This window comes from Rhodococcus rhodochrous, from assembly GCF_900187265.1.
GTDB lineage: Bacteria > Actinomycetota > Actinomycetes > Mycobacteriales > Mycobacteriaceae > Rhodococcus > Rhodococcus rhodochrous.
The window spans coordinates 2,200,797-2,222,962 of the sequence record NZ_LT906450.1 but is presented as its reverse complement, the minus strand read 5'-3'; the positions used below and the strand labels follow the sequence as shown (position 1 = coordinate 2,222,962).

The 22,166-nt window shown below is 69.7% G+C and carries 16 protein-coding genes; 9 read left to right on the top strand and 7 right to left on the bottom strand.

The window, feature by feature from the left end; all coding sequences use genetic code 11:
- Positions 1-89: 89 nt before the first annotated feature.
- Positions 90-2,744, bottom strand: coding sequence for a bifunctional acetate--CoA ligase family protein/GNAT family N-acetyltransferase (locus tag CKW34_RS10140; protein ID WP_059381495.1), 2,655 nt, complete (start codon positions 2,742-2,744; stop codon positions 90-92).
- Positions 2,745-2,850: 106 nt separating this feature from the next.
- Positions 2,851-4,122: an acetoin utilization protein AcuC gene (locus CKW34_RS10135; RefSeq protein ID WP_026061234.1), complete on the bottom strand. Its 1,272-nt coding sequence runs from the start codon at positions 4,120-4,122 to the stop codon at positions 2,851-2,853.
- Positions 4,123-4,226: 104 nt separating this feature from the next.
- Here CKW34_RS10135 and CKW34_RS10130 point away from each other — a divergent pair, with 104 nt between their 5' ends.
- Together CKW34_RS10130 and galE are read left to right on the top strand one after the other, a co-directional pair.
- Positions 4,227-4,913 carry a metal-dependent transcriptional regulator gene (locus tag CKW34_RS10130; protein ID WP_016692727.1) on the top strand — a complete coding sequence of 229 codons (687 nt, stop codon included), beginning with the start codon at positions 4,227-4,229 and terminating at the stop codon, positions 4,911-4,913.
- 45 nt (positions 4,914-4,958) lie between these two features.
- Positions 4,959-5,951 (top strand): UDP-glucose 4-epimerase GalE, encoded by a 993-nt coding sequence (galE, locus tag CKW34_RS10125; RefSeq protein ID WP_174479575.1) that lies wholly within the window; start codon positions 4,959-4,961, stop codon positions 5,949-5,951.
- A 35-nt stretch (positions 5,952-5,986) separates the two neighbouring features.
- Here the strand turns inward: galE and CKW34_RS10120 are convergent, their stop codons facing one another.
- Together CKW34_RS10120 and CKW34_RS10115 are read right to left on the bottom strand one after the other, a co-directional pair.
- Positions 5,987-7,123: a DUF4192 domain-containing protein gene (locus CKW34_RS10120; RefSeq protein ID WP_059381273.1), complete on the bottom strand. Its 1,137-nt coding sequence runs from the start codon at positions 7,121-7,123 to the stop codon at positions 5,987-5,989.
- Positions 7,124-7,292: 169 nt separating this feature from the next.
- Entirely contained in the window at positions 7,293-8,009 is a 717-nt protein-coding gene (locus tag CKW34_RS10115) for a DUF5642 family protein (protein WP_059381493.1), read from the bottom strand.
- A 169-nt stretch (positions 8,010-8,178) separates the two neighbouring features.
- On the opposite strand from CKW34_RS10115, the gene CKW34_RS10110 reads away from it, so the two are divergent.
- From CKW34_RS10110 to CKW34_RS10095, 4 genes are all read left to right on the top strand, one after another.
- Positions 8,179-9,201 (top strand): proteasome assembly chaperone family protein, encoded by a 1,023-nt coding sequence (locus tag CKW34_RS10110; protein ID WP_059381272.1) that lies wholly within the window; start codon positions 8,179-8,181, stop codon positions 9,199-9,201.
- 173 nt (positions 9,202-9,374) lie between these two features.
- Positions 9,375-10,412 (top strand): alpha/beta fold hydrolase, encoded by a 1,038-nt coding sequence (locus CKW34_RS10105; protein WP_059381271.1) that lies wholly within the window; start codon positions 9,375-9,377, stop codon positions 10,410-10,412.
- A 67-nt stretch (positions 10,413-10,479) separates the two neighbouring features.
- Positions 10,480-12,984, top strand: coding sequence for a DEAD/DEAH box helicase (locus CKW34_RS10100; protein WP_059381270.1), 2,505 nt, complete (start codon positions 10,480-10,482; stop codon positions 12,982-12,984).
- Between the two features lie 41 nt (positions 12,985-13,025).
- The gene (locus CKW34_RS10095; RefSeq protein WP_059381269.1) at positions 13,026-13,793 is read left to right on the top strand and encodes a LysR family substrate-binding domain-containing protein; all 768 of its coding nucleotides are present in this window, start codon (positions 13,026-13,028) and stop codon (positions 13,791-13,793) included.
- 62 nt (positions 13,794-13,855) lie between these two features.
- Here CKW34_RS10095 and CKW34_RS10090 read toward each other — a convergent pair whose 3' ends face one another.
- Both CKW34_RS10090 and CKW34_RS10085 read right to left on the bottom strand, forming a co-directional pair.
- Positions 13,856-14,785, bottom strand: a complete 930-nt coding sequence (locus CKW34_RS10090) for a hydrogen peroxide-inducible genes activator (RefSeq protein WP_059381268.1) — start codon at positions 14,783-14,785, stop codon at positions 13,856-13,858.
- A 102-nt stretch (positions 14,786-14,887) separates the two neighbouring features.
- Entirely contained in the window at positions 14,888-15,598 is a 711-nt protein-coding gene (locus CKW34_RS10085) for a hypothetical protein (protein WP_059381267.1), read from the bottom strand.
- A gap of 104 nt (positions 15,599-15,702) precedes the next feature.
- Between CKW34_RS10085 and CKW34_RS10080 the strand changes: the two genes are divergently transcribed.
- A complete protein-coding gene (locus tag CKW34_RS10080) occupies positions 15,703-15,969 on the top strand; it encodes a hypothetical protein (RefSeq protein WP_006551320.1) in 267 nt (88 codons plus the stop codon).
- Here the strand turns inward: CKW34_RS10080 and CKW34_RS10075 are convergent.
- Entirely contained in the window at positions 15,929-17,122 is a 1,194-nt protein-coding gene (locus CKW34_RS10075) for an aminotransferase family protein (RefSeq protein WP_059381492.1), read from the bottom strand. The two genes, CKW34_RS10080 and CKW34_RS10075, sit on opposite strands and share 41 nt — an antisense overlap.
- A gap of 125 nt (positions 17,123-17,247) precedes the next feature.
- On the opposite strand from CKW34_RS10075, the gene CKW34_RS10070 reads away from it, so the two are divergent.
- Together CKW34_RS10070 and hrpA are read left to right on the top strand one after the other, a co-directional pair.
- Positions 17,248-18,198: a TIGR03621 family F420-dependent LLM class oxidoreductase gene (locus CKW34_RS10070; protein ID WP_059381266.1), complete on the top strand. Its 951-nt coding sequence runs from the start codon at positions 17,248-17,250 to the stop codon at positions 18,196-18,198.
- Between the two features lie 64 nt (positions 18,199-18,262).
- A complete protein-coding gene (gene hrpA, locus CKW34_RS10065) occupies positions 18,263-22,156 on the top strand; it encodes an ATP-dependent RNA helicase HrpA (protein ID WP_059381491.1) in 3,894 nt (1,297 codons plus the stop codon).
- Positions 22,157-22,166: the final 10 nt, after the last annotated feature.

Here is a 22,166-nt window from a genome sequence, read left to right as displayed (position 1 = left end):
CGGTATCCGATCCCCGAGAACCGGGCTGGGTTCTCGGGGATCGTTGCTGTCCGGGGTGTCCCGCCGGGAGTCGTCGCCCCGGCCTCACGTCAGCGCAGACGGCGCGGTCCGAGGTCCAGCGGGTGCGGTTCGGGCCCGATCCGCACGTGCGCGTCGGTGAGTTCGGCTCCCACCACCGAGGCCAGCACCGGCTCGCACACCAGCTCGCGTACCTCGGGAAGGTCGTCGGCGAGCGCCGAGATCCGCTGGACGAAGTCGACGAGCGCCGGCTTGTTCACGGGCGCGGCGTTGCGGTAGCCCGACAGCAGCGGCGCCGCCTTCGGAGCATCGATCAGCTCGACCGCCTCGTCCTCCGTGAGCGGTAGGACCCGGTAGGCCCGGTCGCCGAGCAGGTCGGAGATCACACCGGCGAGACCGAACGAGATGAGCGAACCGAACGACGGGTCGTCCTGCACACGGATCGCGCACCCGATGCCCTTGTGGGCCATCCGCTGCACGTGCATCAACGGCTCCCCGGAGACCGCGGCCAGGTCGCGATAGGCGATCCGCACCGAATCCGCGTCGACGAGATCGAGCCGGACCCCGCTCAGGTCGGGCCGGTGCCGCCACTGGGCACCGGTGGCCTTGACCGCCACGGGGAAACCGATCTCCTCCGCCGCCTCGACCGCCTCCTCCTCGGTGGTGACCGCGCGGAAGTCCGCGACCTCGACCCCGTAGCAGGACAGCAGCAGCGCCGCCTCGGTGTCCGACAGGTAGCGACCCTCCGGAGTCGTCTCGAGCCAGCCGTCCACGAGCGCGCGGGCACGCTCGGGATCGATGCCCGCCGGTCGCACGACCTGCGAGGGCGGACGACTGCGCCACTTCGCGTACCGCCAGGCCCGTCCCAGGGCGAGCGCGGCTCGTTCCGGACCGGGATAGGACGGCACGGATCCGCGGGTCGGGTTGCCGTCCGGTCCGCGCACGGCCAGGACGTCGGGGATGCCCTCGGTCGCCAGGAAGGTCGTGACCACCGGCTTCTCCGATCCGGCGACGGCGTCGCGCAGGGCCTGCGCGTAGGGCTGGACGTCGACGGCGACCGGTGGGACGAAGACCGCGATCACCGAGTCGACATCGGGTGAGTCGAGCGCCCGGGCGACGGCTTCGGCGAATTCCTCGGGCGACGCCTGCGCGCCGAGATCCACCGCGTCCGGTGCCTGCAGACCCTGGCCGCGGGCGGCGTCGACGGCGAGCAGACCCAGGGCGGTGGAGTTGCCGACCACGGCGACGCGGGGACCCGCGGGCAGCGGCTGGTAACCGAACAGCAGCGCCGAGTCGAAGAGCTGGCCGATGGACTCGACCTGGACGACACCGGCCTGCTCGAACAGGTATCGCACGATGGTGTCGTCCATCTCCCCCGTCCGCGCGGCGAGCGCCGGCGGCACCGCGTGGCGGCCGCTCTTGACGGCGACGATCGGTTTGCTACGCGCCACCCGCCGCGCGATGCGCGAGAACTTGCGCGGGTTGCCGAAGCTCTCCAGATACAGCAGCACCACTTCGGTGGCGGGATCGGTGTCCCAGTACTGCAGCAGGTCGTTGCCGGACAGGTCGGCGCGGTTACCGGCCGAGACGAAGGACGACAGCCCGACCCCCGTCTTGGCGGCCTCGTCGAGGATGGCGATGCCGAGGGCACCGGACTGGCAGAAGAAGCCGACGTTGCCGGCTGCCGGGAGCACGGGTGCGAGGGTCGCGTTGAGCCGGACCGCGGGATCGTTGTTGGCGACACCGAGAGCATTCGGCCCGATGAGGCGCATACCGTGCGACCGCGCGGCCAGGGTGAGCCGCCGCTCGGCGTCGCGGCCTTCCGGTCCGGTCTCGCCGAAACCCGACGAGACGACGAGCAGCGCCTTGACGCCCTTCGCGAGACAGTCGTCGAGCACCGAGTCGATCGATTCGGCGGGTACGGCGGCGACGGCGAGGTCGATCTCGTCGGGGATGTCGCGGACCGTCGGGTAGGCGCGGACCCCCCGGACGGACCGGTGTTCGGCGTTGACCGGGTAGACCGGCCCGGTGAACCCGCTGCGCAGCATGTTCACCAGCACGGCGTTGCCCACCTTGCGGCTGTCGGTGGACGCACCGATGACGGCGACACTGCCGGGGCCGAGGATGTTTCGCACGCTGCGCGCCTCGGCGGCGCGTTCGCGCGCGTTGCGGACGGAGACGAGGGCCTCGGTGGGATCGATCGCGAATTCGAGCCGGACGACTCCTCCTTCGAAGCTGCGGCTGACCTGGTAGCCGGCTTCCCGGAAGACCGTGATCATGTGCCGGTTCTCGGCGAGCACCTCGGCGACGAAGGTGTGCAGTCCGTTCTCGGCGGCCGCGCCGGCGAGGTGTTCGAGCAGGATCGGACCGAGGCCGCGGCCCTGGTGGGCATCGGCGACGGTGAAGGCCACCTCGGCGGAGAGACCGTCGCCCTCGTTCGTGAGTCCCTCGTACCGACCGACGGCGATGATCTCGTCGCCGAGCACCGCGACGAACGCCACGCGGGACTTGTGGTCGACGACCGTGAAGTTGAACAGGTCCTTCTTCGAGATCGTCGGGTACGGACCGAAGTACCGCAGATAGCGGGTGCGTTCGGACAGTTTGCTGTGGAAGGCGACGATCGCGTCGGCGTCCTCGGGGACGATCGGCCGCAGGTGTACGACACCGCCGTCCGAGGCCAGCACGTCTGCGACCCAGTGCCGCGGATAGTCGCGGGCGCGCGCCAGCGCCGCCTCGCGCGCGGGGTCGGTCTCCCCCGCCGTCCCGGCACCCTGCGCGGGGGCCGCGCCCGTCGCAGACGCGGAGTCCGGTGCCGCCGAGGGATTCTGCCGGTCAGTCACGGGGGTCCTCCGGGTCCAGGCCGAGCAGCGGGAAGGCCGCCCGCCTCGTGGCGATGATCGCCGAATCGATGCGGGTCAGTGCGCGGTCCAGGGACGCGATCCCCGTTTCCGGTGTGCCACCGGGACCGTCCCACGGCAGGTACGAGACGTCGGAGCCCTCCCCCATGACCGTGGGCAGTTCGACGCTCGGGGCGAGAGCGCCGACGCGCTCGCTCCAGTCCGCCGGGACCGGGGTGCTCAGGTCGATCTCGCGGTCCAGCGCCGCGGCGATCAGGTGGGTCCACGCGCGCGGCACCACCCGCACGAGGCCGTAACCGCCGCCGCCCACGGCGAGCCAGCGACCCTCGCAGTAGCGGTCGGCGAGATCGCGCATCGCGAGATACGACGCGCGCTGGCCGTCGACGGTCAGGGAGAGATCGGCCAGAGGGTCCTCGCGGTGGCTGTCGGCACCGCACTGACTGATGAGGATCTGGGGGCGGAACGCCGCGACCGCGCCCGGCACGACGGCATGGAAGGCGCGCAACCACAACGCGTCCACGGTGCCCGGCAGCACCGGCAGATTGATGGCGGTGCCCTCGGCCGGACCCGAACCGACCTCGCTGGACCACCCGGTGTTGGGCCACAGCGTCGCGGGATGCTGGTGCAGGGAGATGGTCAGGACGCGGGGATCGCCGAGGAAGGCGTGCTGCACACCGTCGCCGTGGTGAGCGTCGACGTCGATGTAGGCGATGCGGTCGTAGCCGTGGTCGAGCAGCCACGAGATCGCGATGGCGGCGTCGTTGTAGACGCAGAACCCGGCGGCCCAGTCGGCCATCGCGTGGTGCATGCCGCCCCCGATGCTCACCGCGCGGCGGGCCCGGCCGCTCGCGATCTCGCGTGCGGCCGCGAGGGTTCCCCCGGCGAGCGTCGCGCTGGCCTCGTGCATACGGGGGAAGATCGGGTTGTCCTCGGTGCCGAGACCGTGGGGTGCGTCGGCCGGGGGTGCCGCTCCCTCCGGAGCGGAGCCCGCGCGCTTGACCGCGTCGACGTAGGAAGCGGTGTGGATGCGCAGCAGATCGGTGTCGTCCGCAGGGGACGGGCGGACCGTCTCGACGCCCTCGAGGAGACCGAGACTGCGGGACAGCGCCATCGTGAGATCGAGGCGCGTGGGATTCATCGGATGTGTCGGACCCCACCGGTAATCGAGGTAGTCGGGGCTCCACACCACTATCCGATCGCCGCTCAGCTGTGTCGTACCGCCCGCCGCGGTGGAGCTCGTGGTCATGGACACAGACGCTACTGGTCCACCCACCGACATGCGAGCCTCGGAGGGCGCCCCCACCGTCCTGTTCGCACGGTTAGAATCGGCCCAGACGAAGGGGTGTGAGAGTGAAGGACCTGGTCGATACAACGGAGATGTATCTCCGGACCATCTACGACTTGGAAGAGGAAGGCGTGGTGCCGCTGCGCGCGCGTATCGCCGAGCGCCTCGAACAGAGCGGACCGACGGTCAGCCAGACCGTGGCCCGTATGGAACGCGACGGCCTGCTCCGGGTCGCCGGCGACCGCCACCTGCAGCTCACCGAGAAGGGCCGCGATCTCGCGGTCTCGGTCATGCGCAAGCACCGGCTCGCCGAACGGCTTCTCGTGGACGTGATCGGTCTCGACTGGGAGAACGTGCACGCCGAGGCGTGTCGCTGGGAGCACGTGATGAGCGAGGAGGTCGAGCGCCGCCTCGTGGAGGTGCTCAACAACCCGACCACCTCCCCCTACGGCAATCCGATCCCGGGACTGGCGCAGCTCGGTCTCGACCGCACGGCGGTCCTCGACGAGAAACTGGTGCGGCTGACGGAGATCCCGCACGGCAAGCCGACCGCGGTCGTGGTGCGCCGGCTCGCGGAGTACGTCCAGTCCGACCCCGAGGTCATCGCGCGACTGCGTGAGGCCGGTGTGGTCCCGGACGCGCGGGTTACAGTCGAGACGCGACCGGGCTCGGTGTCCATCACCGTGGCCGGTCACGACAGCTTCGAGCTTTCCGACGAGATGGCCCACGCCGTGCAGGTGAAGCAGGTCTGACACAGACCCCTTTTCGCATGTCCGGTACGGGCATGCGAAAAGGGGATGTCCAGCGTGAGACTTCTGGTGACCGGCGGCGCCGGCTATGTGGGCAGCGTGTGCACGACCGTGCTGCTCGAGCAGGGCCACGATGTCGTGGTCGTCGACGACCTGTCCACCGGGAACGCCGAGGCGGTGCCCACCGGTGCCGAGTTCGTCGAGGGCGACATCGCGGCCGTCGCCGACGAACTGCTCTCCGGATCCCGTTTCGACGGCGTCCTCCACTTCGGTGCACAGTCCCTCGTCGGCGAGTCGGTGGAGTTCCCCGAGAAGTACTGGCAGGGCAACGTGGTGACCACTCTCGCCCTGCTCGAGGCCATCCGTCGCTCGGGTACCCCGCGGTTGGTGTTCTCCTCCACCGCCGCGACCTACGGCGAACCCGACAGCGTGCCGATCACCGAGGACGCGCCCACCCGGCCGACCAACCCGTACGGTGCGTCGAAGCTCGCCATCGATCATGCGATCTCCTCGTATGCGCACGCCCACGGTCTCGCGGCGACGAGCCTGCGGTACTTCAACGTTGCCGGCGCCTACGGCGGTGCCGGGGAGAACCGGGTCGTCGAGACGCATCTGATCCCGCTGGTACTGCAGGTCGCTCTCGGTGTGCGCGATCACATCTCGGTCTTCGGCACCGACTGGCCGACCAAGGACGGCACCGCGGTGCGCGACTACATCCACGTGAAGGACCTCGCCGACGCCCACGTGCTGGCTCTGACGAAGTCCGAGCCCGGCCGCCACGGCATCTACAACCTCGGCAGCGGCGAGGGTTTCACCGTCCGCGAGGTCATCTCGGCATGCGAGCGGGTCACGGGCCTGCCGATCGCAGCGGTCGACGCGCCGCGCCGCGCCGGTGATCCGGCCGTGCTCATCGCCTCGAGCGGTCGCGCGATCTCCGAACTCGGGTGGAACCCCCAGCACACCGATCTCGACGAGATCGTCTCCGATGCGTGGGAGTTCACCCGCGCCCTCGGCGACCGGTTGCACGCCGCTCGACGCTGATCGAGCGCACGACCCGACCGCGCACACGGCTCCGGTCAGGACGGTTCGTCGCCGCGCGGCAGTTCGAGTCCCAACCGCGCCGCGATCTCGTGACCGGTCTCCGCGAGGCCGCGGATCGACTCGGGTCGCAGTCCCGCCTGCAGGGCCTGGTCGAGTAGATCCGAAAGCCGGTGGCGGGGATCGGATTCGAGGGCCGCTGCGAGTGCGACCCCGGCGAGCGGACCATCGCCGCGCACGTAGGCACCGAAGCCGACGAGCGCGGCGGCATCGGCCCGCTCCGGATCGGGCAGGGCGCGGGCGAGCTCGGTCCACAAGCGCTCCGCCGGCCGTGCGAGCGGTCCGGTCGCGAGCCCCATGGCGGCGTCCCGCACCGTGCGGTTGGCGAGCAGGACGGCCAGTTCGGCGATGTCGGACGCACTGGGATCCGTTCCGGCGGCGTACGTCTCGATGTGCGCGAGCACGGTTTCGAGTTCGAGACGGTCGGCGCGTTCACCACCGCCCTCGCGGGCACAGCGCTCGTACTCGCGGTCGCGGGTTTCGACGACCTCGTCGATGCACCGCGCGACCTCCTGCCGAACCGCCGGCGGATACGGCGCGAGCAGGGCGGCGAGTTCGGTGCGGGAGCCGCGGATCGGGCTGCCCTCGAACACCCGGGCCGCCGCGACCACCGAGGACCCGGGATCGGCCACGCTGCCGGTGATGTCCTGGCCGGGCACGAACCAGGTCGCTCCACCGGAGATCTCCGGTAGCGCATACACCCCCGCCAGGTCGATGCCGACGGCGTCGAGACGATCGGCGAAGTCGTCGACGAGCCTGCACACGTCGGCGATCACCGGATCGTGCCGGTCGATGAGATCGTCGTCCACGAGAACGGCCACCACCGATTCGGCGCCCTCGCGGGCACAGACGGCGCAGAAGCGCCGGAACGCCGCGCGCATGAGTTCCGGGACCGGCTCCCCGGGCCGGGGCAGGACGAGGTCGTGTCGCATCACGGCGCCGATACTCGCCACCTTCCCGTTCGGGCGGGTCGGGGCGTCACCGGTCGGGGTCAGGCACATCACGACGATCGAGCGCGTCGGCGGGAACCCCATCAGTGCGGGCAGGGCGGCGATCACGTCACCGACATCGGTGAGACGGAGCGGATGCGACGACGAAGGCGTGGAAGTTGTCATGCTCGGACCGTGGCCCATCGGTCCGAGCGGAAAGCGGCTCCCGGGGCCGTTCCGCGGCCTTCTGGGGATGAACCGGCCGGCTGTGGACAACTCCGCGACCGGCATCGTCGACCCGTGCCGAACGGACGATCCCGTCGGTGAGCGCTGTTAGGGTGCGCACCCGGCCCCGTCAGGGGCGGGCGGCGAAGTCGACGGCCTCCCGGAACACGAGGTCGAGATTGTCGGCGTCGGGCGGCGCCGCGTCGAAGGACAGGTACGTGACCGTCACACGCACGTCCTCGATCTGCGCGATCCGCGCGGCCATCGACTGCGTCATGCCACCCGATCCCCTGCCGGAGTCGACCGTGCGGGTCAGGGCCAGCGTCTCGGCCCCGTCGACGGCTATGGCGGGATCGTCGCCGAGGACGGTCGAGACGGTCGAGGTGATCCCCCGCACGGTGGCGTCCACCTGCGAGCACTCGGTGAGATAGGTGCGGTACTCGCCGAGATCCGGAGCGGCACGGGTGACCTCGACACTGATCGTCGCGCGACCGGCGTTGTCGGTACCGACCACCATGGCGGTGCTCTCCGGGCCGTAATCCTGCGCGGGCGGCAGACATCCGCCCGGATCGACCTTCGAACCGGGCTGGATCCCGGTCAGGTCGGGCGCCGCCTGCGCCACCGCCTCCGGCGGGAGGACCACCGCGACGTACGGTTCGGGAAAACGTTCGGGGGGCAGCACCAGATCGCCGGGTGCCCGGACGATCGCGGGTGCGGACGCAGGTGCGGTTGCCGTCAGGGCCGCCGGCTCGGGCCTGGGATCACCGGAGACGGTCTGGGAGCAGGCGGATGCGAGCACCAGGCAGGCGGCCGCCACCGCGCTCCGACCGGCCGATGCGCGGTGCATCGGACGAGTGTCGCGTCGGGTCACCCGAACCTCCCTCGGTCGTCGACGTCGGGCAGGATGTGCGCCCCGGAATCGGTCGTCGTGGCGTCAATTAGACTCGAACACCACCATGCCACGTCGGGTGACCCGACGGAGAGCCGAGACGAAGTGTGATCGGAGTGGTTCGCAGATGGACGAGCAGTCCCGCATGTACGAGCTGGAATTCCCGGCTCCGCAACTCACCTCCCCGGACGGTGAGGGGCCGGTCCTCGTGCACGGTCTCGAAGGGTTCGCCGACGCGGGACACGCGGTGCGGCTGGCGACCACACATCTGCGCGAGAGTCTCGAGACCGAACTCGTCGCGTCGTTCGCCGTCGACGAACTGATCGACTACCGGTCGCGTCGCCCGCTCATGACGTTCAAGGCCGACCACTTCTCGGACTACGCCGAGCCGGAGTTGAATCTGTACGCACTCATCGACGAGGCGGGCACCCCGTTCCTGCTCCTCGCAGGTGCCGAGCCGGATCTGAAGTGGGAGCGCTTCATCACCGCAGTGCGGTTGCTCGCCGAGCAGTTCGGGGTGCGGCGGACGATCGGGCTCAACGCGATCCCCATGGCGATCCCTCACACCCGGCCGTTGGCGGTCACCGCGCACTCGACGAACAAGGACCTCATCGCGGGCCACCACCGTTGGTCGGGCGAGCTGCAGGTGCCCGCAGGAGTGTCGTCGCTGCTCGAATACCGGATGGGACAGCACGGGCACGAGTCCGTGGGCTTCTCGGTGCACGTGCCGCACTATCTCGCCCAGACCGACTATCCGGCGGCCGCCGAGACGTTGCTGACGAACGTCGCCGAGGTCGGTGGTCTCGATCTGCCGCTGCAGGCGCTCGGTGAGGCCGCAGCGCGGGTGCGGGAACAGATCGACGAGCACATCGAGGACAACGCCGAGGTCCTCGGGGTGGTGCACGCGCTCGAGCGGCAGTACGACAGCTACGTGGCCGCCCAGGAACAACAGACCTCTCCCCTGCCGACCGACGAGAGTCTGCCGACGGGTGAGGAGATCGGGGCGGAGTTCGAGCGGTTCCTCGCCGAATACGACCGGCGTGGCACCGACCCCGGCGACGATCTCCCCGGTCCGGGCGACGGAGGAACCGGCGGCGGTGGGTTCGGCGAGCTCGGTCCGGACGACGGGGACGATTCCGCTCCGCGCTGACGCCACGACGGGTCCGCCGGATGTTTCATGATCGTCACAATCGTCGTTGTCGACGTCACATACAGGCGGTACGCTTCGGCGGCATGCCACAGTGGTAGTCGTGTCCGATTCCCGGCGACGGGTCGGGCAGCCCGGCTACCACCACGCGATCACCGACGTCGCAGGAGACGCTCATGGTTCCACCGCGCGCCCGGACGCTCCGCCCGGTTCCGGACAACGAACCCCGCATCGTGTTCCGCACGATCCACGGTTACCGACGCGCATTCCGCATGGCCGGCAGCGGTCCCGCACTGCTGCTCGTACACGGCATCGGTGACGACTCGTCGACCTGGCAGGACGTGATCCCGCACCTGGCGGAGAAGTACACCGTGATCGCTCCCGACCTGCTCGGGCACGGTCGCTCCGACAAGCCGCGGGCCGACTACTCGGTGGCCGCCTACGCGAACGGCATGCGCGACCTGCTGTCGGTCCTCGGGATCGAATCGGTCACGGTGATCGGCCATTCCCTCGGCGGCGGGGTGGCGATGCAGTTCGCCTACCAGTTCCCCCACATGGTCGAGCGTCTCGTGCTCGTCGCCTCCGGCGGGGTCACCAAGGACGTTCATCCCGCCCTGCGCCTGATCTCGGTGCCGATCGTCAGCGAAGCGCTGCGGGTCCTGCGGCTGCCCGGGGCGATGCCCGTCCTGCGCGCTGCCGGCGCGGTACTGAACCGGGTCAACGGATCACCGCTGCGGCCCGGTGCCCTGCTGCACGACACCTCGGATCTGGTGCGCGTACTGGGGAACCTCCCCGACCCCACGGCCTACGAAGCGTATCTGCGTACGCTGCGTGCGGTGGTCGACTGGCGCGGTCAGGTGGTGACCATGCTCGACCGCTGTTATCTGACGGAGAACCTTCCCGTCCAGCTCATCTGGGGCGATCACGACAGTGTCATCCCCATCGCCCACGGCTATCTCGCGCATTCGGCCATGCCCGGTTCACGTCTCGAGGTCTTCCGGGGCTCCGGCCACTTCCCGTTCCGCGACGACCCGATGCGCTTCCTGCGGGTGGTCGAGAACTTCCTGGAGACCACCGCTCCCCTGGAGTTCGACCTCGACCGCTGGCGTCGGCTCCTCGTGTCGGGTGTGAGCGAGTCGCAGATCTCCGGTGGCCCGGAGACCCGCATGGCGGTGCTCGGCGCGATGGGTTCGGACGAGCGCAGCGCCACCTGACCTGCACTACACGCAGGGCCACGCGACCCGCTCCGGTGGGTCGGGTCCTTCCGACTAGCCTGGAGAAGTGCTGCTTCCCGATCTGATACCCGACCCCGTCGACGACGACGCGCTGTTCGACGCGTTCACCACCTGGACGACGGATCGGGGCATCTCGCTGTATCCGGCGCAGGAGGAAGCGCTCATGGAGCTCGTCGCCGGCTCCAACGTCATCCTCGCCACGCCCACCGGCTCGGGAAAGTCGATGGTGGCGCTCGGCGCGCACTTCTTCGCGCTCGCTGCCGGGAAGCGCACCTTCTACACCGCCCCGATCAAGGCGCTCGTGAGCGAGAAGTTCTTCGCCCTGTGCGACGTCTTCGGTGCCGACAAGGTCGGCATGATGACCGGCGACGCATCGGTCAACGCCGGAGCGCCGATCATCTGCGCGACCGCGGAGATCGTCGCGAATCTCGCGTTGCGCGAAGGACCGGACTCCGACATCGGCCAGGTCGTGATGGACGAGTTCCACTTCTACTCCGAACCCGACCGCGGGTGGGCGTGGCAGGTTCCGCTCATCGAGTTGCCGCACGCGCAGTTCCTGCTCATGTCCGCGACGCTCGGCGACGTGACCTTCCTGCAGAAGGATCTGACCCGCCGCACCGGACGGCCGACGATGGAGGTCTCGGGCTCCGAACGCCCCGTCCCGCTGACCTTCTCGTACTCGCAGGCACCCATCGGTGAAGCGATCGAAGAACTCGTCACCACGCATCAGGCGCCCGTCTACGTCGTGCACTTCACCCAGGCGGCGGCCCTCGAGCGCGCCCAGGCCCTGACCAGCGTGAACATGTGCACGAAGGCCGAGAAGGAGGCGATCGCCACCGCGCTGGGCGACTTCCGGTTCTCCACCGGCTTCGGCAAGACCCTCTCGCGTCTCGTCCGGCACGGTATCGGTGTGCACCACGCGGGCATGCTGCCGAAGTACCGGCGCCTGATCGAGAAGCTCGCGCAGGACGGGCTCCTGAAGGTCATCTGCGGCACCGACACGCTCGGCGTCGGCATCAACGTGCCGATCCGCACCGTGTTGCTCACGGGCCTGACGAAGTTCGACGGCACCCGCACCCGGCAGCTCAAGGCGCGCGAATTCCACCAGATCGCCGGTCGCGCAGGCCGCGCGGGATACGACACGATGGGCACGGTCGTCGTGCAGGCCCCCGAGCACGAGATCGAGAACGTCCGGGCGCTCGCCAAGGCCGGGGACGACCCGAAGAAGCGCCGGAAGGTGCAGCGCAAGAAGGCTCCCGAAGGGTTCGTCTCGTGGGGTGAGGGCACCTTCGACAAGCTGATCGCGGCTTCGCCCGAACCGCTGCAGTCACGCTTCTCGGTGAGCAACTCGATGCTGCTCAACGTCATTGCGCGACCGGGCAACTGCTTCGACGCGATGCGGCACCTGCTCGAGGACAACCACGAACCCCGTCCGGCGCAGCGCAAGCACATCCTCAAGGCGATCTCGCTGTACCGGGGCCTGCTCCAGGCGGGTGTGGTGCAGCAACTCGACGAGCCCGACGAGTTCGGGCGCCGGGCCCGCCTCACCGTCGACCTGCAACGCGACTTCGCGCTCAACCAGCCGCTGTCGCCGTTCGCCCTCGCAGCGATCGAACTGCTCGACGTCGACTCCCCCACCTACGCACTCGATGTGGTGTCGGTCATCGAGTCGACGCTCGACGATCCCCGTCAGGTGCTCATGGCGCAGCAGCATGCCGCACGCGGTGAGGCCGTCGCGCAGATGAAGGCCGACGGCATCGAGTACGACGAGCGGATGGAACTGCTCGAGGAGATCACCTGGCCCAAGCCGCTCGTGGAGTTGCTCGAGCCGGCCTTCGAGACGTACCGGGGTGGGCATCCCTGGGTGTCGGAGTTCCCCCTGTCCCCGAAGTCGGTGGTGCGCGACATGATCGAGCGCAGCATGACCTTCTCCGAGATGGTCTCGCACTACGGCCTGGCCCGCTCCGAGGGGCTGGTCCTGCGCTATCTCGCCGACGCCTACCGCGCGCTGCGGCAGACGGTGCCGGACGCCGCGCGCACGGAGGAACTCGAGGACATCATCGAGTGGCTCGGCGAGCTGATCCGGCAGGTCGACTCGTCGTTGCTCGACGAGTGGGAGTCCCTCACCCATCCCGGGGTGGAATCCGACGACCAGCAGATCGCGTTCGGCGTCGACTCCCCTCGCCCGTTGTCCGCGAATGTCCGCGCGTTCAAGGTCATGGTCCGCAACGCGATGTTCAAGCGGGTCGAACTGGCCTCGCGTCGACGCTGGGACGAACTCGCGGCCCTCGGCGACGGTCTCGACGCCGAGGACTGGGAGGACCTGCTCGAGCTGTACTTCGACGAGTACGACGAGATCGGCACCGGCCCCGACGCGCGTGGACCGCTGCTGTTCACCGTCGAGATGGGTCCCGAGTTGTGGCGGGTGCGTCAGACCCTGCACGATCCGCAGGGCGATCACGGCTGGGCGTTGATCGGCGAGGTGAACCTCGGCGAGTCCGATGCGGCCGGTGAAGTGGTGTTCGACGAGTTCGAGATCGTCGAGGGCTGATCGTCGTAGGCGGCGGACCTCGGGAGCGGTAGCCTGACTCGGTGAGCGAACCGACCGTGCAACCCTTCCGCTTGGCCTACGTCCCGGGTGTCACCCCCGCGAAGTGGGTGCGGGTGTGGAACGAGCGGATGCCGGACGTCCCGATCGAACTGGTCCCCGTCGATCCCACGGCCGGTGCGGATCCGCTTCGCGAGGACGTCGCCGACATCGCGCTGCTGCGCCTGCCGTTGCAGCGGGACGGCCTGTCGGTCATCCCGCTCTACACCGAGGTCTCCGTCGTGGTGGTGCCCAAGGAGCACGTGTTCGCGGCGGTCGACGAGGTGTCGGTGTCCGACCTCGCCGACGAGACGGTGCTGCATCCGCTCGACGACGTGCTCGACTGGGTCGCCCTCCCCGGTGAGGAGGCCTTCGAGCGGCCCGCGACCACCGAGGACGCGATCTCGCACGTCGCCTCGGAGGTGGGTGTGCTCGTCACGCCGCAGTCGCTCGCCCGCCTGCACCACCGCCGCGACCTGACCTACCGTCCCGTCGTCGACGCGCCCGCGTCCCAGGTGGGTCTCGTGTGGGTCACCGACCGGACCACCGATCACGTCGACGAGTTCGTGGGCATCGTCCGGGGACGGACGGCCAACAGTTCCCGTGGCCGCCGCAGCGATTCCGAGCCGGACGCCGAGTCGGGCGGCACCTCGCGTCGTGGCGAACGCAAGGGCTCGACCCCGAAGCGCCGCGCGCCCGAGCCCAAGACGTCCCGCCGGGCGGGGACGTCCGCGCGGAAGCGCCCCGGGAAGCCCCGGCGCGGTAAGCGCTGATCGATACCGCCGCGGTAAGCGTTGATCGACACTGCCGCGGTCGGCGCTGATCGGGGTCTTCGTCAGGAGACGGGGCGGCAGGTCGGCGGGACGCAGCCGCGGATCGTGTCGGCGAGGATGCGGTAGTCGACTCCGCGTGGGGACGACGAGCGGAACACCAGCCCGATCCGGCGGCCGGGTGCCGGGTCCGCGAAGTGCGCGACCTCGAGGTCTCCCCGGGCAGTTTCGACGGCGACCGCGGAGGCCGGGACGAGGGTGATGCCCAATCGTCCTGCGACGCAGCGCACCACGGTGGACAGGGAGGTCGCACGGGTGTCGCCGAGTGCCGGTCGCGCGTCGACGGACCGGCACAGGTCGAGTGTCTGGTCGCGCAGGCAGTGACCTTCGTCGAGCAGGAGCAGCTGTGCGTCGTCGAGTGCGGAGACCGAGAGGTCGGTGCGCCCGGCGAGTTCGTGTCCGGTCGGTAGGACGAGGACGAAATCCTCGTCGTACAGCGGCACTTCGATGACACCCGAGACGTCTGCGGGGAGGGCGAGGACGGCGACGTCGAGGGTTCCGGCGCGCAGTGCGTCGAGGAGACGCGCGGTCTGGTCCTCGACGACCTGCAGCGACAGCGCCGGCATCGCCCGGTCGAGTGCGGGCAGGATCTCGGGCAGGACGTAGGGCGCGACGGTGGGGATCAGGCCCACCCGCAGCGGGCCGGAGAGTCCGTCGGACACGCCTGCGGCCGCGTCGACGAAGCCGTCGGCGGCGTCGAGTACCACCTCCGCGTAGGGAAGCAGGCGCGCTCCCACCGGTGTCACGAGCACGCGGCGGGTGCTCCGCTCGATGAGCTGGACGCCGAGGCCGTTCTCGAGAGCCGCCAGGCCCTGGGACAGGGTGGGCTGGCTGACCTCGAGTCGCGCTGCTGCCGTGCCGAAGTGGCGGTAGGTGGCCACCGCGACGAAGGCACGCAGCTGCGAGAGGGTGGGCTGGTAGCTCTGATCGGTCACGCCTATCAGTGTAGTGCGACCTATCGCCTTTACCTTTCGCAACTATCGGACGGTCGTGCGTCGACCACGAGACGGGGCGCTCGCTGCGCCGACTGCCAGGTCCTACGACGCCGAGCCCGCCGCTCTTCCGGCAGCCAGGTCGTCCTCGTCGAGCACGACCTCGATCTCGCCACCGAACTCCACCCCGGGAGCGAGCGGCAGCCGGTCGCCGCTCCAGAACCGGCCGGGGTCGTACCAGTTGCTCCCCCGGTGCCGTTGCCGCAGCAACCCCATCTCCTCCAGCGTCAACCCCACCACCTCGGCGCAGTACGCGCTCTCGAGCCCACCGGACGGGACTGCAGCTCGGCGACGGCGCGGGAGCCGGCCCGCGAACCATCGCCCCGTGAGTTTCGTCGTCGACGGGAACGGTGTGCCGTCGAGCCGCGCGATCGTGCGCAGCAGCTGGTCCTCCTGGTCCGGGGTGACCGCCACCGAGATCTGCCGCAGCCAACCGCGCTGGCCGTAACGCGCGGCCCACACCTGCACCGCGCTGCGCAGGTCGTGCAACTGCACGCCGCGCTGGTGCCGCCCGGTCCACATGTCCGGGAGACTGCGTCCGAGCTCGGCGTGCCACATCAGCGGCGGCAGGTCCTCGAGCGCGACCGTCATCCCCACGTGGTTGACCGGTGCGTTGGTCAGCGTCTGGATCGCTCGGTCGGCCGGGGCGGCGCCGCGGAAGATCCACAGGTCCCCCGTGCGGGTCGTCGCCACGGCCTCGTCGAGGGTGAGACGCGAACGCGCACCGGCGGACCGATCTGCCGACGAAGTGTCCATGCCGTCAGCCTGCCATGCCCGACGGCCGCTGTGGTCGTCCCCATGACCCCGACGGACCGCTGGGGGTCGTCCCCATGGCCCCGACGGCCGCTAGGGTCGTCCCCATGGCACTGCGCGGTGGCAAGTGGTGGAAGCTCGTCGGACTCGCCGGGATCGTGGGAGTCGCGGCGACCGGTGCTGTCGCCGCCCGCAACGAGCGACAGCGACGGAACTACAGCCCCGACGAGGTGCGTTCGGTGCTGCACGAGCGCTATGCCCGTTCGCTCGCCGCACGCGACGGCAGCGCCGAACTCCCCCTCGCCGAGGTACCGATCGGGCCGAAGGAACGGATCAGCCGAGTGCTGCGGCGATTCCGTCGGCGAGATCGGTGATCTGCTCGTCGGTCATCACGAACGACGGGGAGATCTGCATCGCGCCCTGACCGGCCGCGCGTCCCGAGATCCCGTGCTGTCGCAGGGTTTTGACGAAACCGAGAGCTTCGGACGGATCGGCGAGCTGCACGGCCGCCACCGCACCGAGACCGCTGCGCACCTCGGCCACCCGCGGATGATCCGCCAGCGGAGCGAGCTTGTCGTGCAGAGTCCGTTCGATCCGCGCCGCCTCGGTGAGCAGATCCTCGCGCTCGATGATGTCGAGGTTGGCGAGCGCGGCCGCCGCAGCAGCGGCGTGCCCACCGTAGGTGTAACCGTGGCGCCACCACACGTCTCCGGCGAAGAACGGTTCGGCGACGCGCGGAGCGACGAACAGGGCGCCCATCGGCAGGTAGCCGGAGGTGAGTCCCTTGGCGGTGGTGACCATGTCGGGAGCCAGGTCGAATCGTGACGACGCGAACCACGAACCACCGATACGACCGAAACCGGTGACGACCTCGTCGACGACGAACAGGATGTCGTGGTCGCGGCAGATGTCGCGGATCTCGGCGAGATAGCCGTCCGGCGGCAGGTACACCCCGCCCGCACCGATGACGGGTTCGCAGAAGAAGGCCGCGATGGAGTCGGCACCGACCGAATCGATGAGTTCGAGCAGCGCCTTGGCGTCGTCCCAGGCAACCCGCGCGGTGTCCTCCCACAGGCGGCCGTAGCCCTCCCCGTTGACGGGGATACCGGCGAGCGAGGTGCCACCGACGTGCATGCCGTGGTACGCCTTCTCACGCGAGACCAGCAGCCGCTTGCCGGGCTTGCCGACCTCCTGCCAGTAACGCCGCGCGAGCTTGGCCGCCGAGTCTACGGAGTCGGATCCACCCGAAGTGAAGAAGATCTTGCTGCCGGGGACCGGGGCGATCCCCGCGAGACGCTCGGCGAGTTCGACCGCGGGCTCGGAGGTCAGGTCGCCGAAGTTCGAATAGTGGGCGAGCTTCGCGACCTGCGCTGCGATCGCCTCGCCGATCTCGGTACGGCCGTGACCGACATTGGTGAACCACAGTCCGGCGGTGGCATCGAGATAACGGTTGCCGGCGTCGTCCCAGATGTAGGCGCCTTCCCCGCGCGACACGACGAATGCGCCGTCCCGTTCGATCGCGCCCATATCGGCGAATCCGTGCCACAACGCACCCACGACCAACTCCCGTCCACGACGATCACGACACCCGTCATCGTATGCGGAGGAAACGACTCTGGCGCCGGAGGCCCGAACCCACCACCCTGGGAGCCATGACCGAGTTCCGCTTCTCCGTCAACATCTTCGAGGTCGGGTCCCCCGACGGGTTCGCTCGCTGGTGCCGCGCCGTGGAGGACGCCGGCTTCGACGCGGTGTACGCGGCCGACCACCTCGGTGTCCCTGCACCGTTCCCCGTCCTGGTCGCCGCCGCCGGCGCCACCGAGCGCATGCGGGTCGGCACGATGGTGCTCAACGCCGGTTTCTGGAATCCGGCACTGCTCGCTCGCGAGATCGCGACCACCGATCTGCTCACCGGCGGGCGGCTCGAGGTCGGCCTCGGCGCAGGCCACATGAGATGGGAGTTCGAGGCGGCCGGGATCGAATGGGAACGCTTCGACGAACGAGCCCAGCGACTCGAATCCATCGTGCAGGAACTGCAGCGATCGTTCACCGGGCCCGGTTTCGACGAGCAGGCGGCGCTGCGCGAAGCGTTCGACCTGCCCGTGCTCCGTCCGGTGCAGCGGCGCGGATTCGGCGGCTACGGCCCGCCCCTGATCGTCGGAGGCACCGGCGACCGGATCCTCGCCGTCGCCGCCGCCCACGCCGACATCGTGAGCGTCGCGGGCGCCGTCCAGCTGCCGGGGAAGCCACCGGGGACGTTCCGCATCGCCACCGCGACCGAGGCCGACGACCGTGTCGCGTTCGCGCGGGCGCGGGCCGGCGACCGGGTCGACGACATCGAGTGGCACACCCTGCTCCAGGCGGTCGTCGAGACCGACGACCGGGCGGGCACCGCCGCCGCGCTCGCCGAGCGGTTCGAGCACACGATCGACGCCGACGATCTGCTCGACTCGCCGTTCGTGCTGATCGGCACGGTCGACGAGATGGCCGGGCAGATCCTGCGCAGCCGGGAGCGCTACGGGTTCACCCACTTCACGGTCCATGCCCCGTACCGGGAGATCTTCGGTGAGGTGATCGGCCGGGTACGCGTCTCGGCGGGCTGACCACCGGAGCCTGCCCTCCCCGACCGGCCCCGACCGGGCCGTTTCGCTAGGCTGTGTGATCAGCATGTCCATCTCCTCCGCCCCGAATCGTCGCGAACTGCGCGCTGCCCTGTCCGAGGTCTCCCTCCGCGACGAGAACCGCCTCCGTCGCAGGCTCGACCGGGCGCGGGGCGGCGAGGCGCTGACCGAGGTCGCCGCCGAGATCGAGAATGCCCGCACCCGGCTCGCGTCCCGCGCGTCGTCGGTCCCGCAGATCCGCTATCCCGAGGATCTGCCGGTCTCGCAGCGCAAGGACGACATCGCCGCCGCGATCCGCGACCACCAGGTCGTGGTGGTCGCCGGTGAGACCGGTTCGGGCAAGACGACGCAGATCCCGAAGATCTGCCTCGAACTCGGGCGTGGAGTTCGCGGCCTGATCGGCCACACCCAGCCGCGCCGTATCGCCGCGCGCGCCGTCGCCGAGCGACTCGCGGACGAACTGGACACCGAGCTCGGCGACGCCGTCGGATACACGGTGCGGTTCAACGATCAGGTCACCGAGTCGACACTCGTCAAGCTGATGACCGACGGCATCCTCCTCGCCGAGATCCAGCGCGACCGGCTGCTGCGTCAGTACGACACGCTCATCATCGACGAGGCGCACGAGCGCAGCCTCAACATCGATTTCCTGCTCGGCTACCTCGCGCAGCTGCTTCCGCGTCGCCCCGACCTGAAGGTGATCATCACCTCGGCGACGATCGACCCCGAACGTTTCGCGCGCCACTTCGCCGACGCGAACGGCACGCCCGCGCCCATCGTCGAGGTCTCCGGCCGCACCTACCCCGTCGAGGTGCGTTACCGCCCGCTGACCGTCGAGGTAGGCGACACGCTCGTCGACCGCGATCCCGTCGACGCGGTGTGCGAGGCCGTCGAGGAACTCCAGCGCGAGGGTGACGGCGACATCCTGGTCTTCCTCTCCGGCGAGCGCGAGATCCGCGACACCGCCGACGCACTGCGCGACCGCAAGCTGCGCAACACCGAGATCCTCCCGCTCTACGGACGCCTGTCGGCGGCCGAACAGCACCGGGTCTTCGCACCGCACACGGGCCGGCGGGTCGTGTTGTCCACCAACGTCGCCGAGACGTCCCTGACGGTTCCCGGCATCCGCTACGTCGTCGACCCCGGCACCGCCCGCATTTCGCGGTATTCGGTGCGGACGAAGGTGCAGCGACTGCCGATCGAGCCGATCTCGCAGGCCTCGGCGCGTCAGCGTGCCGGACGGTGCGGTCGCGTCGCCGACGGTATCTGCATCCGGCTGTACTCGGAGGACGACTTCGACGGTCGGCCGGAATTCACCGAACCCGAGATCCTGCGCACCAACCTTGCGTCGGTCGTGCTGCAGATGACGGCGCTCGGTCTCGGCGACATCGAGGCGTTCCCGTTCGTGGAGGCACCGGATCCCCGCGCGATCCGCGACGGCATCGCTCTGCTCGAGGAACTCGGCGCGCTCGAACCCGCGAAGAAGGGCGAGACGCCGCGCCTGACCGCGACGGGCCGCGAGATCGCCCGGCTGCCCGTCGATCCGCGCATGGCCCGGATGATCGTCGAGGGCCACCGCAACGGATGCCTGCGCGAGGTCCTCATCATCGTCGCGGCCCTGTCGATCCAGGACGTGCGCGAGCGCCCGACCGAGTTCCAGCAGGCCGCCGACGAGAAGCACGCGCGGTTCGCGGTCGAGGGCTCGGACTTCCTGGCCTTCCTGCGGCTGTGGGACTACCTGAAGGAACAACGGCGGGAACTGTCGTCGAGCAGGTTCCGCAGGTTGTGCCGCGACGAGTTCCTGCACTGGCTGCGGATCCGCGAGTGGCAGGACCTACAGGGGCAGCTGCGTCAGATCACCGTCGACATGGGCTGGCAGACGCACCATCGCGACGTGAACCCCGACGACGTCCACAAGTCGATGCTCGCAGGTCTGCTGTCGCACATCGGTCTTCGCGAGGGCGACAAGCGCGACTTCCTCGGTGCCCGCGGCGCGCGGTTCGCGATCTTCCCGGGGTCGTCGCTGTTCAAGAAGCCACCGCGCTGGGTGATGGCGGCCGAACTCGTGGAGACCTCACGGCTGTGGGCCCGGACGGCTGCGCGCATCGAACCCGAGTGGGTCGAGAAGCTCGCCCCGCACCTGGTCAAGCGCACCTACTCGGAGCCGCACTGGTCCACGCGCCGCGAATCGGCGATGGCCTACGAACGCGTCACGCTCTACGGCATCCCCCTGGTCGCCCAGCGTCCCGTGCCGTACGGACGGATCGATCCGGAGGTCTCGCGCGAACTGTTCATCCGCCATGCCCTCGTGCAGGGCGAATGGCGCACGCAGCACAAGTTCTTCCACGACAACCGGGCGCTGCTCGAGGACGTCGAGGAACTCGAACACCGTGCGCGCCGCCGCGACATCGTCGTCGACGACGAGACCCTGTTCGACTTCTACGACCAGCGGGTCGGCCCGGAAGCGATCTCGGCCCGGCACTTCGACACGTGGTGGAAGAAGACCCGGAGGCAACAACCCGACCTGCTGACGTTCACGCCCGACACCGTGGTGAACCAGGACGCCGCGTCGGTGCTCGAAGGCGACTACCCGGATGCGTGGCGCCAGGGTGAGATCCAGTTCCCCCTCACCTACCAGTTCGAGCCGGGCACGGAGGAGGACGGTGTCACCGCCCGCGTCCCCGTCGCGCTGCTCGCGAACCTCAAGTCCGTCGGTTTCGACTGGCTGGTACCCGGGATGCGGACCGAGCTGGTCACGGCCCTCATCAAGACCCTGCCGAAACATCTTCGGAGACAGGTCGTCCCGGCTCCGGATTTCGCGGCGGCCGCGCTCGCGTCGGTGACGCCCCGCTCCGAACCGCTCGTCAACGCGATGGCCCGCGAACTGTCCCGGCTCGGACGGTGCACGATCGAACCCTCGGACTTCGATCCCGGGGCGTTGCCCGACCATCTGCGGATGACCTTCGCCGCGGTCGACGAGCGCGGTACCGTGCTCGGCCGCAGCAAGAGCCTGGCGGCGCTGCGGAAGAAGTTGGCTCCGCGGGTCGAAGCGGAGGTCTCACGCGCCGCGGCGGGCACCGAGCGTCCCGCGGCGGTGGTGTGGACGGCCGAGACCCTCGGGAACCTGCCGGAGACCGTCACCCGCGAGGTCGGCGGCCGGAAGGTCACCGGTTATCCCGCCCTCGTCGCGGAGAAGGACGGCGTCGCGGTGCGCGTGCTCAGCACACCGCAGGCCCAGCAGAACGCGACACGGCAAGGGCTGCGCGCCCTGCTGCTCTCGTCGGCACCGACGAAGGCGAAGGCCGTGACCTCGGGGCTGACCAACATGGAGCGACTCGCGCTCGGGCGGAACCCGGACGGATCGTTCGAAGCGCTGATCGAGGACTGCCGTGCCTGCGCGGTGGACGAACTCATCGCCGCACACGGAGCTCCCGTGCGCACACCCGAGGAGTTCGAGGCGCTCGCGGCCACGGTGCGCTCACATCTGCCGGGGCGCGTGGCCCGTCTGTTGAAAGCGGTTGTGCCCGTGCTGTCCCGCGCCCACGAGGTGGGTGTGCTCCTCGATCGGTCGAACGGCGAGGCTGCCGACGACGTACGCGAACAGCTGCAGTCGTTGCTGTTCCCCGGCTTCGTCACCGACCTCGGATCGCGGCGGATCGCCGACCTGCCGCGCTACCTCACCGCGGCCGCGCAGCGCCTGGAGGCGTTGCCGGCAAGTGCGCATCGCGACGCGGCGGGAATGGATGTGCTCGATCGCGTCTACGGCGCCTACGACAAGCTGCTCGCGCGACTGCCGGAGGAGCGACGTGCCGCACCCGAGGTGGTCGAGATCTACTGGATGATCGAGGAATTGCGCGTGAGCCTGTTCGCGCAGGGTCTCGGGACACGGATCCCGGTGTCGGAGAAGCGCGTCCTGAAGGCGATCGACACGATCCGGTAGCGACCGAAAC